The sequence below is a fragment of the Sorangiineae bacterium MSr11367 genome, assembly GCA_037157805.1.
GTDB classification, from domain to species: domain Bacteria; phylum Myxococcota_A; class Polyangia; order Polyangiales; family Polyangiaceae; genus Pendulispora; species Pendulispora rubella.
Window position 1 is genome coordinate 7194718 of sequence record CP089983.1, and the last position, 15706, is coordinate 7210423.

Consider the following 15706-nt stretch of genomic DNA (forward strand, 5'->3'; position numbering starts at 1 on the left):
AAAGCCGTGTCCGCAAGGCTTTACGGGCCATCGTGCACGAGCAGCCTTCACGTCGCACGCTCGCCTCGCTTGCAGCCGCATGCGGTGTCCACGCCATGTTTCTCGCGGTGACCTGGAAGCATGCTGCGGTCCGACTACCGCCCGAAGCCGCCGCGACACCCGACGTGGTCGAGGAGTGGGAGATCGAGCCTCCCCCCGCGGAGGTCGAAGCCCCCGCACCGCACAGCGCAGAGCCGGCGACCCCGCTCGCCCGCGCGCACGATTCCGGCAGGCCCTCGGCCGCTCCATCGGAGGCGCCTGCACCCGCGCCCGCGTCGTCTGGTTCGGCGGCCCCAGCGCCGGGCGAAGGGTGGAGCCTTCCACCGACGGGGGGCAAGCCCATCGATCTCGGCCTGGGTACCGCACGCGGGCCGGCCGTCTTCGCGCCCGGCCCCATGGCCAGCGCGGAGCCTCCCGCGGACGAACGCCCGTCACGCACGGGTGGGCTCACCGAAGCCCTCGATGCCGCAGATGCCGCGCGCGGATTCGGCCGCGGCGGCCCCGTGAAGCTGGCCGTCGAAGCGGCCGCACGCACCACCGATGCACCGACCACCGGCAAGGCCTCCTTCGACATCGCGGTGAATGCCGATGGGAGCATGCACGTCGTGTTGCTCTCCGCGAATACCGATTTCGAAGGATGGAATGGCATCGTACAAGCCATTCATTCGCACCTCGCACGCAAACGCGTGCGCATTCCGCCCGGCGCCAAGGGGCTTCACGTGGTCGTCGAGGTGGAGGCCAAAGAGCAATTCCCGGATGGCACCTCCCCGAAGGACCTCGGCGGCAAAGTCGGTATGACCCCCGCGGGGCCCGTGGCGGGCTACCGCGGAAAAGTATGCAGCGCCGCCATTTCGCTCGCCGGGATCGGTGGCGGATGCAGCCCCGAAAATGCGGGCGTGCGCGCGGCCCGCATGGTTTCGTCGCGCATCGTCAAAGAGACGCGGTTGTAAAGGCTACAGGCAGTCGCACAACGGATCGCCCTTGGCGCAGATGCAGGCAGAGGCGTCGAGGGCGGGCTTCGGCGGCTCGAAGGGCGGCGGCATCTTGTCGAGAAGCGGCGAATGGCCCGAGTGCGAAAGGGCCGGATGCGGCACGACCACGATCCCGCGGAAGGACGACGGGTCGTCCCTCCCCTCGAGGCACGCGCGGCGCAACGTGCCCAGGAAAAGTGCGGTGGAGGTGACGCAGCCGATGGCCACCGCCATCAAGATCGCAAGCCGCGCCACACGAAGCGGATCCGCGGCGGCACGCTTTTGCTTCAGTTGGGATGCGAGCTCGCGGTTGCGAAGCTCGAGTTCTTCCTTTTCGCGCTCGAGTTGCGCTATGCGCTCGTGAGCGGCTTCCTGCTCATTCCGAAAAGGGTCCATCGTCCCAGTTTTCACCACCAGGAGGCATTGCGCAAAATGATACCCACCGAGCCAACCCGTTGCGCAGTCCGTCCCGAAAGCGCGTGAGCTGGAGCGGCCCATCTCAAGCGAGATGGCCCCAAAGCGACCGCGTCGATACGACACCCCATCGCAAATCGCATATCAAAGTACCCAAATAAAAGCATGGCGGCAAACCCACCAAAACGCAGGTCGCCGCCAGCTCAATCCATGTACGTTCTCGTCTTCGCTGGGTTGGCCGATCTTCATCGGCGTTCCCGGCGATTGTTCGGTTCAGCTTTGTTGAAGCTTACCCCAGAAGCCCTCCGAGAAGTTGCTTGAGAAGGTCCAGAATCGAGCCAATCAGGTCCATGGTATTCCCCCCTTGTGTCGTGTATCGCCTTCATTGCGAAAGCGATGATGGGATTCCAGCAATAACCGTGCTTCGCAGGTCGCTTTGGCATGTCCCCGAAAGGACATCGATTTGAGTTCTCGCGTGTGCGGCAATTCGCCCCTCGAGTGACGAAACGTCTCCAATCGTGGAGCGTTTCCGCCCCCCGCACGCGGGCGACGCTCGGTAGAGCTCATCGTGCCATGACCGACCAGACTCCCCATGGCACGAGCCAACATCCAATCATCGACGCCGACGATTCTCCCGCGTTTTGGACTAGTTTTGCCGGTCGGTGCGCGTGGCGTACACCATCGAATTGTCGCTCGCGCGGTAATACGCAATGTGCGGACGTCCATTGGGACCGATGGCAATGGCCACCAGGGGAGCCCCCGAGACGTCCGACAAGATGTCGTCGTCGATGATATCGCTCAGCCAGCTCACCTGCCCGCCCCGGCGGGATTGCCGAAGGTATTCGATCTCGCCACCTGCCCCGGTGGGGGACGGGCGCGCCACCACGAGATGGACGAGCCCCCAGCGATCGATGGCCATCGCCACGCGGTAGCGCGGGGCATTCGCGTTGGCCGATGGGATGTTCTGATCCAATATTTGGATCGTGGGGAGGGAATCCCCCCCGGTCCATGAGGCGAGCCGCAGGTCGGCCACCGTCGCGGATAGCGCGCGGTGGTAGAAGACGGCGTGGTGCAACGTGCCGACCAGCCCCAATGCGATGGAAAAACCTGCCGTGCTCGTGCCCACGCTATTGTCCAATACTTTGCTGTCGTTCCACGCCGTTCCCGTGAATTGCGTGTAGCGCGGCTCCGAATAGACTTTCGCGCGGGGCGCATGAAACGCCGCGTGCGTGCTGCCGCTTTCGTCGGATACCGCGCTCACGTGCCAGGCTCCCGGAACGCTGGTGGAGCCGCCCCCATCGTCGTCGTCCCGGTACGAGGCGACGAGGGTGGCCGCCCCCCACGTTCCGCCGCGCGGTTTGGCCTTCGAAAAAATGCTTCTCTGTCCGGGTGACGAATACGTTGCGCGCACCTCGCCGCTCGGAGCCACGGTGAGGGCCATGCTTGCCGGATCGGCCATGCCGCCGACGACGAGCTGCGTCGGCGACGGCGGTCCGGACTGCGCCACCGTGCGGTAGACGATCTCGTTGCTCGGCGCCGTCTGGTACGCCAGGCTGAATTCCGAATCGGGACCAGCGACGATGTCGAGCGAGAACCCGACATTGTCGAATTGCGTTTCCGAAATGACCAAAGGCTGGGTCGATACGGCATCGCCAACGAATCGAAAGACGTGAATGTGCCCTTCGTCGGCGCTCTGCATTGCATTGTAGGCAATGGCGATACGATCCGGCGCGCCGACGGCCACCCGCAAGGTCGAGCTATCGATGGCCGTGTTCTTCTCCAATACGAAGGTGCGGCGAGGCGCACAATCCGGATCGCGCGGCTCTTTGGTCCACCGCGGGCACTCGAAATCCAGGGGGCTGTCGTCCGTCGGCGAGCCATCGTGCGCGTCCGCGGTGCCGTCCATGGCGGCGTCGATGCCCGGCGATGCCTCGGCCGCCTGGGTGTCCTTGCCCGCCTCCACCCCCGTGGGGCCGCCGTCGGTTCGAAAATCGTTGCACCCGTCGAGGGCGCACGCGGAGGGAACGGCCACGACGGTAAAGGCGGCGAGAAGGAAACGTCGATGCTTCATACAGGGCGCGAAATCTTACCCACTCGGCGGGCCGCTGTGGTGCCGAATCGGTGCCAGGACTGGCCTCGTGGCGGCGTAGGCGGCATCCTTCGTGGCGACGATGGCTTCCGCGCGCATTTTTCTTCTCTCGCCTGCTCGGCTCGACGGAAAACGTGGCGCGCTCCTTTTCAACCCGGGAGCGACGTTTCCCATGGCGGCGGGACTGCGCACGCCGGAAGGGATGCCCATCGGTCACGTGTACCGCTTCCTGTCGGGGCTCTATTTTCGGGGCAAGCTGGCATACGCGGAGCGCTTTGCGCGCCCTCGGGGGGAGAACCCGGCCCTGGGGGCGGGCGTGCTCGTGATCACGCCGAGCCGCGGATTGGTTCCCGCGGCCATGCGTGTCTGCCTCGAGCACCTGGACGAGTTCTCCCAAATCGATATTCACCATAAGCACGAATCGTTTCGTAAGCCGCTGGTGCGCGATGCCAAGATGATCCTCGACACCCTCGGCCCCGACGATGAAATCGTGCTCTTGGGCAGCGTCGCCAGCGTCAAATACGTCGACCCGTTGCTGGAGGTTTTGGGCGATCGGCTTCTCTTTCCCAAGGACTTCGTCGGCCGGGGCGACATGAGCCGTGGTGGATTGATGCTTCGCTGCGTGCAATCCGGCACGGAGCTGCCGTACATCCCCGTGCTGGGCGCCACGCGGCGCGGAACCCGCCCCCCGAAGCTGGAACCGCGCCGCGCGAAGGACTAATGGCCTCGCGGGTGGTAGCGCCGCCACATCGCCGGCGACTCGACGGGCAGGCCGCCGGTGGCATCGCCGCCGGTGGCATCGAGGCTCGTGGGGAATGGCAGGGGCGTGATGGGCGTGTCCATCCACCGCGACAGGGTTTGGAACGCGGCGCGTTTTTCGTCCTCGGGAAGGTACGAAATCAGCGAGCGGTGGTTCCCGTTGGGTACGATGTAGCGGTAGCTATCGTTGCGGGCTCGCACCTCGAAGGGCCGCGAGGACCAGGGGTCGTTTCCGCCATAGAGGTAGAGCATGCGCTCGCCGCGGGCGCGAACCCAGTGCGCCAGCACGGGTACGGTGGCCGGGTGGAAGCGCTTCTCGATATCGAGCGGCGGGATGTCCTGCGGGGCGTCGCGGAAGTGCGGAGTCAAGAGCCCGCGCATATGCGAATAGTCGTAGCCGGGGGCACCGAGCTCCGTGGCAGCTTGGTAATAATAGGCTGCGTAATAGTCGAGGGAGGCGTCGCCGTATTCGTCGTAGACTTGTCCGTAGATTTTGCTCAGAAAGGCATACAGTTCATCGGTCGAGGCGGTGGCGGCCGGCACGTTGACGCAATTCCCATTGGGCAGATACTGCCAAAAGATGAACGGCGCTTCGGTCACCGTGAAGTCGAGTGCTTTGTGGATCCCGAGGCGCTGGTAACCATCGCCCGCGGCGGCGGCTTCGTCGGCCATGCGCGTCTCGATCTCGGGCCGGCGGCGCAGAAGCTCGGTTTGAAATGCCTTGAGTTTGTCGCGGCATGCGGCATCGCCCACGTGTTCGAGAAAGTCGATGTACGCAGGATCGGCACGGCCGTAGCTGGTCGGCGCGACGTAGGCGATGGTGGCCCAAACGTCGTCGGGGTAGAAGTATCGGTGGAATGTCGCGGTTACGCCGCCCTTGCTGCCGCCCGTCGAGAGCCATTTCCGAGGGACGAGGGGGCGAATGGCCTGCACGAGACGGTGTTGGTCTGCGGCCGCTTGATAGACATCGAGCTTGGTCCAATCCAACGCGGGCGGCGTCGAGGGGCCGAAGAATCGATGCTCGATTTGGAGGCGGTTGGCCGCCAAGAGGTACGTCGGTTCGTCCAAGAAGTACGGATTGAGCGCAATGCCGTATCCCTCCGGGGCGAGCACCGTGGGACGCTGCCGCGAGCGGTACAAGAAGGTGAATCGCTGGGTGAACTTGGGGCCGTCGGGATCGCGATGATCGATGGGCTGCTCGAAGGTGCCGAGAAAATATCGCGTGTCCGGGATGGGCGAGGTCAGTTCTTGCACGTTGCCGACGCCCGGGGTGTTCCGGAGATCGGCGAGGATGTCGTCGGAGGCGGCGGGAACGGCGGCCAATGTGGTCTCACCGATCGACGATTCGGTAGCTGTCTCCGAGGAGCACGCGCTCACCAGGGCGGTCAGCGCGCCAAATGCAAGGGTGCCTCTAAGCGATGTGGATAGGCGCATGCCCCAGGTATCCCACGTCGTCGCGATGCGTGACCGCGCACAAATACGAATTATGCGCGCAATGTTTCTCACAAATGGCCGAACGCGATCAGGCGGCGAAATCAACTCCGGTAAGGCGCGTGGACTCGGACCACAGGCGCGAGGCGGCGGATTCGTCCAGGGCGCGGCGGGATTTCTTCGCTGTGGCGGGGTTGCCGGTCAGCTCTGCAAAGCCGCTCGGGCCGTAGTACTCGCCGCCGCGCGCCTGGGGGGCCGTGGCGGCGTAAAGCGTGGGCATGGCGCCTTGTGGTGGATCCTGCCACGGCATGATTTGCATCATGACGCGCATGCCCGGGCTCGGGCGGGTGCGAGCCGTCCCGAAATTCGGCCCGGTGATCTGCAAATTCGTTCGCGTGGCGCCAGGATGCGCCGACAGGCTCGTGATGCCCCATCCGGCGTGGGTGCTCCGCCGCTGCAACTCGTCCGCGAACATGAGCGTCGCGAGCTTGGACTGCGCGTAGGCCCGGCCCGCGCTGTAGCAGCGCTCCGACTGCGAATCGTCGAAGGCAATCTTCCCATAGCGATGCGTCAAACTGCTCAATGTGACCACGCGCGCCCCTTTCGCGGCGCAGAGCAAGGGAAGCAGACGCGCCGTGAGCGCAAAATGCCCCAGGTAATTCGTGCCCAGTTGCAGCTCGAAGCCATCGGACGTCACCCTCCGACGAGGCACCGCCATGATGCCCGCATTGTTGACCAAAATGTCGATCGGCCGCCCCCGTGCGAGCCAATCGTCGGCAAAGGCCTCCACCGACGCAAGGCTCGCAAGATCCAGCTGCGCGACGTGCAGCACCGCCGCGGGGTGCTCGGCTGAAATAGCCTCCGCCGCCACCCGCCCCTTGGCCAGATCCCGCACGGCGAGGACGACCTCCGCCCCAGCGCCCGCCAAACGGCGCGCCGTTTCCAAACCGATTCCACTGTTCGCCCCGGTTACCACGGCCAGCTTTCCGTATTGATTCGGAATATCCATCGATTCGTCCATGCCCACATAATTGACAATCGTTACCATTTTTGTCAATTCGTAACCTCCACCTCTCCATGAGGCGCTCAAAGCAAACGCAACCATATTTTTTCGTGCGCCACTTGCGCGCTCGCGGCGTCCCATCGATAGGGACCTGGTACACGCATGCCGCGGACACGCCTTTTTCAGCAGATCCAACGAGCCCTTCGAGCCTCCCGCCCCTCCGAGCCGCAGACTGCCCGCCCGGCGTCCTACGTGCTCGGCCGCCGCCAGCTGCTGCGCGGGCTCGGCCTCTCCGCGGGGGCCTTGGCACTTTCTTCCGCGTTTGCCGCGTGCCGAGGCCGCACGCACACCACGCACGGACCGCACGTCGTCGTGGTGGGAGCGGGCCTGGCCGGCCTCACTGCCGCCTACCGCCTCGCCCAGCGCGGGCGGTCGGTGGATATCTACGAGGCCAACCACCGCACCGGCGGGCGCGTGTACACCCTGCACAACCACTTCGCCACCAAAGTGGAATTGGGCGGCGAGTTCATCGACACCCAACATTTCGCCATTCGAAAGCTCGTGGGCGAACTCGGATTGAACCTCGTCGACCGTGAGGCCGCCGCGGCCCAGCTCGACGACGAGCGCTATTTGCTTGGCGGCGAACGCTGGTCCGGGGCCCGCGTTCGAGAGATGTTCGGCCCCATCACCCAACGGATCGAGGCGGACCGCGTGGCGCATGGCGCCGGAGCGGCGTCGTATGCCTCGAACAATCCGGTGCACCGCGAGTTGGATCACTTGAGCATCTCCGAATGGTGCCACCGCAACGGCTTCGACGGCCCCGCCCGCACCCTGCTCGAACTCTCCTGCCTCTCCGAATTCGGCTGCGAGCCCTCGGAACAGAGTTACCTCAATTTGCTTTACGAAATGTCCGGCAACGATCTCGCCGACGGCGAACGATTCGTGGTCAAAGAAGGCAGCGACGCCATCGCCAGACGCCTCGAAGAGCGGCTCCCGAACAAGGTCCACCTCGAACACCGGCTGCAGAGCGTGCGCTTGCGCGCCGACGGCCGCCTCGACGCCATCTTCGACGCGAATGGGCGAACCACCCACGTCTCCGCCGACGAAATCGTGCTGGCCATTCCCTTCACCCAACTTCGCAAATGCGATCTCGACGGCCTCCCCATCTCGATGCCACAACGGCGCGCCATCGAGACGGCGCGTTATGGCACCAACAGCAAAGTCGTCGTGGGCATGTCGTCGCGCCCCTGGGTTGCCGATGGCGCCAGCGGCGACTCCCTCTCCGACGACGTCTACCATCTCAGCTACGACGCCTCGCAGGGCTTTCCCACCCAAGGCGCCGCGATGGTCTCGTTCACCGGTGGCCATCTCGGTCTTGCCGTGGGCGAGCGCGACGTACGCTCTCGGGCGGAGCACTTCGTCACGCACCTCGAACGCGCTTTTCCGGGCAGCCGCGCGGCCTACGACGGAAAAGCCGTGCGCATGGTATGGGGCACGGCGCGCCACTTCGAGGGAAGCTACATGTGTTACGCCCCCGGCGACTGGACCGGATTTGCCGGTGCGGAACGACTCCAGGCAGGCAATGTGCACTTCGCCGGCGAACACACCGGGAGCGCGCAAGGCTACATGGAAGGCGCGGTCGATTCCGGCGAACGCGCCGCGGCCGAGATTCTGCGCGCCAGAGCGTGATCGCTCAGGTATGCTCGCGGCGCGCACCACATGAAACGCTCCGCGGCTTTTTCCCCGTTGGTTCTGTTGGCGATGGTCGGCGCGATCACGGCGATCTCCGCAATCTCCTCGAGCGCCCACGGCTTCTGCCGCACCATGACCGGACGCGAACCCGGGGACCCGTCCTCGACGAACCGGTGCGACGGTTGGAACGAGCAGACGCGGAAGGCCTGCTGTCCCTACGGCAAGCCGCTCTTCTGGAAAAACGCGTGCGTCGGCTACAGCTTGCAGCGCGCCTCCAGCCGGCAAATCTCGTTGAACGATGCCGAGCGGGTGTTCGCCAAGGCATTTCAAACGTGGACGAGCGTCTCCTGCGGGAGCGGCAGCTCCTCGCGGGTCAGCCTCGACATGCGCTACCTCGGACCCGTCGAATGCGGCGAGGTCCGATACAACAGCGAAGGGCCCAACCAGAACGTCATCGTGTTCCGCGACTCGACGTGGCCGCACCGCGATCCCACCAACACGCTGGCCCTGACCACCGTGCGCTACGACGCCGACAGCGGCGAGATCTTCGGCTCGGACATGGAGATCAATGCCGCCCAACCGAGCCCGCTTTCCGCCACCGACAACCTTCCGCCCGGCGCACTCGATCTTCTCAGCATCGCCACGCACGAGGCGGGTCACTTCATCGGCTTCGCGCACTCGATCGACACCGAAGCCACGATGTACGCGTCGTACCGAGCCCTCACCATGCGGGATCTGGCACCCGACGACACGACGGGCATATGCGCCGTGTACCCACCGGATCACACGCGCCCTACGGCCGACGGAACGATCCCGGCCGATACATGCGATCCCACCCCGCGGCACGGATACGTCAGCACCTGCGAGGACACGACCTCCGTCGAAGGCGGCGGCGGATGCGCGGTCGCGCCCGCGAACACGTGGAAAAACAGCTCCCCCGGCTCGTCGAACGAGCCATGGCGGTGGCCGTCTCCCTTCCCCGTGTTGCTCACGGCATCGGGCCTCGTTCTGTTGCGGCGGCTCCGCGGTCAATTGCGCCCACGTTGACGACACGGTACCATTCGCGCTGCATTGGACGACCCGTCGCGGGACGCCCATCGGGGCGTTGACACCGATACCCTTTTCGCAGGTCGCTTCCTCGTCGAGAGGGAAGCCGGCCGAGGCGGCATGGGGATCGTCTACCGCGCCTTCGATCGCGCAACCGAGCGTGCGGTCGCGCTCAAGGTGTTGCGCAAAACCGATGCAACGGCCGTCCGACGGTTCGCCACCGAGGCCGACGCACTGGGCAAGCTGGATCACGCGGACATCGTGCGTTACCTCGCGCACGGCGTCGCCGAGGATGGCTCGCCCTACCTGGCCATCGAATGGATCGAGGGCGAAAACCTTCATGCGCGACTCGGGCGCGCAAGCGAGCGGCAGGAGCGGCTCCCTCTGGACGACGTGCTCGAGCTGGGCCAGCGCCTCGCCAGCGCACTCGCCGCCGCGCATGCCGTCGGCATCGTTCATCGTGACGTCAAGCCGAGCAACATCTTGCTCGTCGGTGGCAACCTGCGGAGGCCCAAGCTCGCCGACTTCGGCATCGTGCGTGCGTCGACCGCAGAACACGTCACCACGGCGGGAACCGTGCTCGGAACCGTGGGCTACATGGCCCCCGAGCAAGCACGCGGGGAGGAGCGGCTCGACGGGCGCGCGGACCTTTTCTCGCTGGGTTGCGTGCTCTTTCGCTGCCTCACCAACCGCGACGCCTTCGGTGGACCCGATCCCGTCGCGGTGCTTTCGCTGCTGCTCACGCAGCATCCGCAGAGGCTGGGTGACGTTCGCCCGGACGTGCCGCCCGAGCTCGATGCGCTGGTGATGCAGCTGCTCTCCAAGGACCGCGAGAGGCGGCCTTCGTCCGCCGCCGAGGTGGAACGGATCCTGGCCCGCATCGCCCAAGGCCTCCTCGGGGAAACGCTGACGTCGCACCGGCTCGTGTACGTATCCCCCAACTCGGTCAAGGAGCCCGTCGTCAAGGGTGCGGAGCCGGCGCCGAAAACGCGCGCGCAGCGACCGGTGTGGATGCGCGCGGCCATCGCGGTGGCCGTGGTGGGCGCGACCATCGGGGTCGCGTTTCGCCCGTGGCGGCAGGCCCCCGCGCCGCCCGCGCAGGCCGCCCCTGCACCGGCGCCCACGGCGCTCACGGCGTTTCCTGCGGCACCTTCGTGCAACGCGCGCGCGGTGGCGGCGTACCAACAGGGCCTGCAGGCGCTGCACGAAGGCCGATGGGACCGTTCCGCCCGCGATTTCGACCTCGCGGCGCAAGCCGATCCCGGGTGCCCGCAGGCGCTCCTGCGCCGATTTCTCATCAGCCGCGAGCAGCTCGTGCCCATCTCGACCCGGCGCGAGTACCTGCGGAACGTCCTGCGACTGCGCGATGCCTTGAGCGAGCGCGATCGCTTGGTGCTCGACGCCTTCGCGATGGTCGTCACCGAGGACGTGCCTCGCCGGGAAGAGGCGGTGCGGCTGCTCGACGAAGGCGTGCGCCGCTTCCCCATGGACGCGGAGCTGCTCTTTCGCGCCGCGGGCGAGCGCATGAACGTCGCCAGAGGCCGGGAAGACTTCGAAGCCGCGCTCGCGCTCGTCCGGCGGGCGGCGGAGCTGGATCCCACGTATTCCGACGCATGGCAAACGCAGGCGCGCCTTCTCGAGCACCTGGGACGCGACGGCGAGGTGGTCGGAGCGCTGCAGCAATGCGTGGCCATGTCGCCGGGCTCCGTCGATTGCATGAAAGACCGCGTCTTCGCCTTGAGCCGCGAAGGAAAGTGCGACGAGGCGGTGGCCCTCGCCCGGCGTCGCTCGTCGTGGGATCCCGAAGAGCCGACCGCCTACCGCAGCCTCGCCGAAGCGCTCGCCTCCACGCAGGCACCGAAGGAGGCCATCGAAGAAGTGCTGCAGCAGCGCTACGGCCGCTTGCCGGACGACGCGCGCGAAGGCGAGCGTCTCTTGGACCGCGCGCAGTTGGAGGCTTGGCTCGGGCAATTCGACGCGGCACTCGCCAGCACCGAGCGGCTCGAGCGGCACCTCGCGAACTCCGCATCGCGCGAGTCGCATTGGGCCAGGGCAATGCTCGCTGCGGAGTCCCTGTTCGAAATGGGGGATACGGCACGCGCCTCGCAAGTCGCGGAGCAGGCGTTGCTCCGCAAAGACGCGTGGACGCCGGATCAGACCATCGCGGTGTCGGTCGCACCGACGGAGGCGTGGCTGCTCGGGGCGGCATTCCGCGGCGGACGCCGCACGCTGGCGCAGTGGCGCGACGCGGCGCGCGCATGGGAACACGCGAACGCGAGCTCGCTCAATGCATTCGAGCGATGGGCCCTCAGCGGGGGCGCCTTGGGCAACGCCCCTTCGATCGAGCCGCGGGAGGCCGCGCGGCACTTCCACGTGGCGTGGCACGTCGGGGTGCTGGACGCCTACGCGGGCCACATTTACCTGCAGGCGGGAGACCCGGCCCGGGCGCTGCCCTTGCTGGAGAGCGGGACCCGCGCCTGCCAGAGCATCGAATACCCCTTCCTGAATGTGCGCGCGCACCTCTGGCTGGGCATGGCCAAGGAGAAGCTCGGCGAATCCGCCGCGGCCTGCACCGCCTACCGTTTCGTCGTCGATCGATGGGGGCATGCGACGCCGCGCTCCGTGACCGCCCTCGAGGCCGGGCGGCGGATGCACGCACTCGCTTGCAAGTCCTAGTGCTATGTTGGCGCGATGACCGGCAAACTGCGGGACATCGAGGCGAGCTACAGTCACATTGCAGGATCGTACGCGGAGCACTTCTTCGACGAGCTTCGGCACAAGCCGTTCGACCGTGCGCTGCTCGACGTCTTTGCCGATCAAGTGCGCCCACGAAGCGATGGGATGGGCGGGCCGGTGCTCGACGTGGGTTGCGGACCGGGGCAAAGCGCGCGCGCCCTTCGTGAGCGCGGCATCGACGTGACCGGCCTCGATCTCGCACCAGAGATGATCGCCGAGGCGAAACGGCGATTGCCGGATATCCCCTTTCGCGTGGGCTCGATGCTCGCGCTCGACGACGCTCCGGCTTCGTACGCGGGCCTCGTCGCGTTCTACGCCATCGTGCACTTCAACCGCGAGGAGCTCACCCAGGCGTGCCGCGAATTCTTCCGTGTGCTGCGCCCCTCGGGGCTCGCCCTCGCCTCCTTTCACTTGGGCAACGAAGTCGTGCACCGCAACGAGCTATTCGGCAAACCCGTGAATTTGGACTTCGTATGCTTCGAGCGCGCCACCGTCGAGGGAGCCTTCGTGGCCGCGGGATTTCGCATCGAAGCGTACCTCGAGCGCGCCCCGCACACCGAGATCGAGCACCCCACGCAGCGTGGCTATATCTTGGCACGTAAGCCGTATTCGGCCGGCTGAGATCTCCTCGTTGTTCGAGCCGTCCATTGACGGACGTCGTCGTAGTTGGAAATGATGGCGTCCTGAGGGGGAGTGCCCATCCTCGGAAAGGAAGATGGCATTATGTCATTGTCAGGACTACTGCCGCCCATTGGCGTGGAGATCCCTTGCTCGAGCTACGCCGCCAACGTACCGCTCAAGGTGGACGTTTTGGGGATCGTCACGCTCGACTTCAAGGGAGGCTGGAGGACGCGCGTCGAAGCGAACCTCGGCGCGGGCTTGGGGGGTGTGAAGCTGAAATTCGTCGGCTGCGAGTGGTCGGCCGACTCGCCGGTGCTGGGGAAGGTCACCATCAGCCAGGCGGACGTGGACACCACGCCGCTCAGTCTACTCGAGCTCATCTCGAACCTGCCGCCGGTCTATCGGAATACGATGTTTCTCGACTTCACGGTCACGGTCGAGAAGCCGCCGGGAGGCGGTCCACCGCTGGTGCTTTCGAACACGAAGACGGCGAGGATCGTCAACAATGAGCTCCGCGTCTTCCCGCCGCAAGGCTCCGTGTACCAGCTCCAAGAGCCGGTCGAACTGGCGCCCGTCGGGAGCCCGGGGCAAGTGATCGCCGCCTTGCTCCAATTTCCACTTACGGTGAGTCACAATCCTTGAGTAGCTTCATTTGACGGCGGCGGAGCGCGCCCTTTGGTGTCGCTCCCCGGCCGTCTCCAGACACGCGTATGGCGGCGGACGCCGTACCGAGGGTCGCTCTTCCGTGTTGCGCCGTAGATAAGTGCAATGCCGCCGTATCGTGCGGAAGGCGCGTTCAGGATGGCGTGGCTCGATAGCGACTTAGCTGGATGGAAGTACGTACTTGCAGACGCCCCGACGTGGAGAAGTCGCGTTCACAACACTTGCGCCAAGGTTTGCTGCATCGAAACCGTCTCGACACGAAGCGCGTAAACCAACGCCTTACTTGTTCGGCATGGCTGTACGAAGCACTAGAAATGAAGTTATTCCCAACACTTTGATCCGAAGAAAGGGTTGAAGAGCGTCTCTGAATCCCTTACGGTTACGAGGCCCGTGAATCGCGTTTCCACCCGCCGCTCTGCCCTGCTCGCCGTACTTTGCGGCCTCATGGCGCTCGCTTTTTGCTGGGTGCCGGTGGGTTCGTCGTTTGCGGCTTGGGCGACGCTTTCCGTCGCGTCCGCAACCGCGCCGATGCAGCAGGTCGCGGCGGTGGACAGCGAGCATGACGAGCGCGACAGCGAAGGCGGAAGTGCCTCGCTGGCCTTTCCTCCCGAGGAAGAAGAAGAGCACCGGCACGATGAGCCGGTGGCGAAGTTCGAGCGGGTGATCGACACCTCGCAACACGGCAAGGATCTAAAAGGCTGGGAGCGGGTCGCCATCGAGCGGCCCGTGAGCGACGTCGACGTCGAGTGCCCCAGGCCGCCTCCACGAGCCTAGTGTACGCCTGCGCGACGGCGCGCCCGCCATGGATGGCAAGGCTGGTCGCCGACCGCTCGAAGGGTCCCCCGTTGGCTGGACGGTGAAGGGATTCGCGCCGCAAGCGTTTGCGGTTTCGCTCCCGGGTGCCGTGGCCGAGGTCCCCTGCGGTGCGGTTCATCCGATGAACGTCGAACGACCCATCTGGCTCGTCCACCGTCACGGCGCGCGGCTCGATAGTTCGATTTCGTGATTGGCAACTGGGAACGCCTCATTGCCACGGCGAGGTCATTGATTGGCATTCGGCATTACCGAAATGCGATGTATCGATCTGTCTAATACGCAACGTAGTGACCATTTCGAGCCATCACCAAAACGCCACTTGCACCTCGCACATTGACGCGTCATATCGTTTACAGCGCACCGCGGTAGGAGCCGAAGAACCGCCAGCTTCTCTTTTCTCTCGAGAAGAACCCCATGACCATGAACGATCCCGCCAAGAACCTCGCAGGGAAAGCAGGACAGGCCATGCGCGACGTCGTCTGGCAGCTTCGAGCGCAAATCGGATTACCGATCGATGATTTAAAATTAAAATCGAGAAACAAATCCGTGCGCCACCAGGTTGCCACCAGCGTCCATGGGAAGAAGGCACACCTCTTCGCCATGCTTCACGTGTGAAGGGTCATCCTAAATTTAAATTTAGCGGATCGACCGTTCGAATTTAGACGAGTTTTTGAAGGGTAGACGGAGCAGCGATGGATCTCGGCGTCGAGTCGAGCCATGGCCGTCACCTGAATTGTCACGGAGCCAACATGCAAAAGCTGATTCAAGGGATTCACGAGTTTCAACGCAGCATTTTTCGCCCGCAGCGAGAATTGTTCGAGAAGCTGGCGACCGGTCAGAACCCGGAGACGCTCTTCATCACCTGCTCGGACTCGCGCATCAATCCCAACCTCATCACGCAGACGCAGCCGGGCGAATTGTTCATCATTCGAAACGCCGGAAACATCGTTCCGCCGCACAGCATGCACGTCGGTGGTGAGGCGGCCACCATCGAGTACGCGATTGCCGCGCTCAAGGTGAAGGATATCATCATCTGCGGCCATACGCGTTGTGGGGCCATGAAAGCCGTCGTGCGCCCGGAGGAAGTCACGGAGCTCCCGCGCGTGGCCAGCTGGTTGGCGCATGCGGCGGCGACGCAGCAAATCATCCGCGAACATTACCGGCACCTCGAAGGAGAGGCGCGCATCACGGCGACCGTTCAAGAGAACGTGCTCGTGCAGCTCGAACATTTGCGGACGCAGCCGATGGTTGCAGCAGGCATCGCCGGAGGAACGCTTCGTCTGCACGGCTGGGTCTACAAGATCGAGACCGGCGAAGTGTACGCATTCGATCCGGAGCAACGGCAATTCTTGCCCGTCGCGGAGGCGCGTCTGCCGGCCGCTCCCACCCCCGTAACCCACTTCCAATCTATCTGAGCCTCGTCCG

At 65.1% G+C, this 15706-nt stretch carries 14 protein-coding genes; 10 read left to right on the forward strand and 4 right to left on the reverse strand.

The window, feature by feature from the left end; all coding sequences use genetic code 11:
• Positions 1 to 32 precede the first annotated feature (32 nt).
• Positions 33 to 989, forward strand: coding sequence for a hypothetical protein (locus LVJ94_27790; GenBank protein ID WXB00715.1), 957 nt, complete (start codon positions 33 to 35; stop codon positions 987 to 989).
• A 3-nt stretch (positions 990 to 992) separates the two neighbouring features.
• Here the strand turns inward: LVJ94_27790 and LVJ94_27795 are convergent, their stop codons facing one another.
• Positions 993 to 1406, reverse strand: a complete 414-nt coding sequence (locus LVJ94_27795; GenBank protein WXB00716.1) for a hypothetical protein — start codon at positions 1404 to 1406, stop codon at positions 993 to 995.
• Between the two features lie 664 nt (positions 1407 to 2070).
• The gene (locus LVJ94_27800) at positions 2071 to 3495 is read right to left on the reverse strand and encodes a hypothetical protein (protein WXB00717.1); all 1425 of its coding nucleotides are present in this window, start codon (positions 3493 to 3495) and stop codon (positions 2071 to 2073) included.
• Between the two features lie 100 nt (positions 3496 to 3595).
• On the opposite strand from LVJ94_27800, the gene LVJ94_27805 reads away from it, so the two are divergent.
• Positions 3596 to 4234 carry a hypothetical protein gene (locus LVJ94_27805; protein ID WXB10756.1) on the forward strand — a complete coding sequence of 213 codons (639 nt, stop codon included), beginning with the start codon at positions 3596 to 3598 and terminating at the stop codon, positions 4232 to 4234.
• On the opposite strand, the gene LVJ94_27810 is transcribed toward LVJ94_27805, so the two are convergent.
• Positions 4231 to 5706, reverse strand: a complete 1476-nt coding sequence (locus LVJ94_27810; GenBank protein WXB00718.1) for a hypothetical protein — start codon at positions 5704 to 5706, stop codon at positions 4231 to 4233. The two genes, LVJ94_27805 and LVJ94_27810, sit on opposite strands and share 4 nt — an antisense overlap.
• An 88-nt stretch (positions 5707 to 5794) precedes the next feature.
• Positions 5795 to 6751 carry an SDR family oxidoreductase gene (locus tag LVJ94_27815; GenBank protein ID WXB00719.1) on the reverse strand — a complete coding sequence of 319 codons (957 nt, stop codon included), beginning with the start codon at positions 6749 to 6751 and terminating at the stop codon, positions 5795 to 5797.
• A gap of 117 nt (positions 6752 to 6868) precedes the next feature.
• On the opposite strand from LVJ94_27815, the gene LVJ94_27820 reads away from it, so the two are divergent.
• The 8 genes from LVJ94_27820 to LVJ94_27855 all read left to right on the forward strand — a co-directional run bounded on the left by LVJ94_27820 (position 6869) and on the right by LVJ94_27855 (position 15696).
• On the forward strand, positions 6869 to 8395 hold the full coding sequence (locus LVJ94_27820; GenBank protein WXB00720.1) for an FAD-dependent oxidoreductase: 1527 nt from the start codon (positions 6869 to 6871) through the stop codon (positions 8393 to 8395).
• Positions 8396 to 8530: 135 nt separating this feature from the next.
• Complete coding sequence (locus LVJ94_27825) at positions 8531 to 9445, forward strand: matrixin family metalloprotease (GenBank protein WXB00721.1); 915 nt, start codon at positions 8531 to 8533, stop codon at positions 9443 to 9445.
• A gap of 120 nt (positions 9446 to 9565) precedes the next feature.
• Positions 9566 to 12121, forward strand: coding sequence for a protein kinase (locus LVJ94_27830; GenBank protein ID WXB00722.1), 2556 nt, complete (start codon positions 9566 to 9568; stop codon positions 12119 to 12121).
• Positions 12122 to 12136: 15 nt separating this feature from the next.
• Positions 12137 to 12802, forward strand: coding sequence for a class I SAM-dependent methyltransferase (locus LVJ94_27835; GenBank protein ID WXB00723.1), 666 nt, complete (start codon positions 12137 to 12139; stop codon positions 12800 to 12802).
• A gap of 102 nt (positions 12803 to 12904) precedes the next feature.
• Positions 12905 to 13444 (forward strand): hypothetical protein, encoded by a 540-nt coding sequence (locus LVJ94_27840; GenBank protein ID WXB00724.1) that lies wholly within the window; start codon positions 12905 to 12907, stop codon positions 13442 to 13444.
• Between the two features lie 411 nt (positions 13445 to 13855).
• Complete coding sequence (locus LVJ94_27845) at positions 13856 to 14239, forward strand: hypothetical protein (GenBank protein ID WXB00725.1); 384 nt, start codon at positions 13856 to 13858, stop codon at positions 14237 to 14239.
• Between the two features lie 456 nt (positions 14240 to 14695).
• Positions 14696 to 14896 (forward strand): hypothetical protein, encoded by a 201-nt coding sequence (locus LVJ94_27850; GenBank protein ID WXB00726.1) that lies wholly within the window; start codon positions 14696 to 14698, stop codon positions 14894 to 14896.
• A 134-nt stretch (positions 14897 to 15030) separates the two neighbouring features.
• Positions 15031 to 15696, forward strand: coding sequence for a carbonic anhydrase (locus LVJ94_27855; protein ID WXB00727.1), 666 nt, complete (start codon positions 15031 to 15033; stop codon positions 15694 to 15696).
• The last annotated feature ends 10 nt before the right edge of the window (positions 15697 to 15706 follow it).

Bases quoted from the DNA above. Each gene is read 5' to 3' on its own strand.
- LVJ94_27795 (WXB00716.1), bottom strand. From the start codon at position 1,406: ATGGACCCTTTTCGGAATGAGCAGGAAGCCGCTCACGAGCGCATAGCG.
- LVJ94_27800 (WXB00717.1), bottom strand. From the start codon at position 3,495: ATGAAGCATCGACGTTTCCTTCTCGCCGCCTTTACCGTCGTGGCCGTT.
- LVJ94_27805 (WXB10756.1), top strand. From the start codon at position 3,596: ATGGCTTCCGCGCGCATTTTTCTTCTCTCGCCTGCTCGGCTCGACGGA.
- LVJ94_27810 (WXB00718.1), bottom strand. From the start codon at position 5,706: ATGCGCCTATCCACATCGCTTAGAGGCACCCTTGCATTTGGCGCGCTG.
- LVJ94_27815 (WXB00719.1), bottom strand. From the start codon at position 6,751: ATGGTAACGATTGTCAATTATGTGGGCATGGACGAATCGATGGATATT.
- LVJ94_27820 (WXB00720.1), top strand. From the start codon at position 6,869: ATGCCGCGGACACGCCTTTTTCAGCAGATCCAACGAGCCCTTCGAGCC.
- LVJ94_27825 (WXB00721.1), top strand. From the start codon at position 8,531: ATGACCGGACGCGAACCCGGGGACCCGTCCTCGACGAACCGGTGCGAC.
- LVJ94_27830 (WXB00722.1), top strand. From the start codon at position 9,566: ATGGGGATCGTCTACCGCGCCTTCGATCGCGCAACCGAGCGTGCGGTC.
- LVJ94_27835 (WXB00723.1), top strand. From the start codon at position 12,137: ATGACCGGCAAACTGCGGGACATCGAGGCGAGCTACAGTCACATTGCA.
- LVJ94_27840 (WXB00724.1), top strand. From the start codon at position 12,905: ATGTCATTGTCAGGACTACTGCCGCCCATTGGCGTGGAGATCCCTTGC.
- LVJ94_27850 (WXB00726.1), top strand. From the start codon at position 14,696: ATGACCATGAACGATCCCGCCAAGAACCTCGCAGGGAAAGCAGGACAG.
- LVJ94_27855 (WXB00727.1), top strand. From the start codon at position 15,031: ATGCAAAAGCTGATTCAAGGGATTCACGAGTTTCAACGCAGCATTTTT.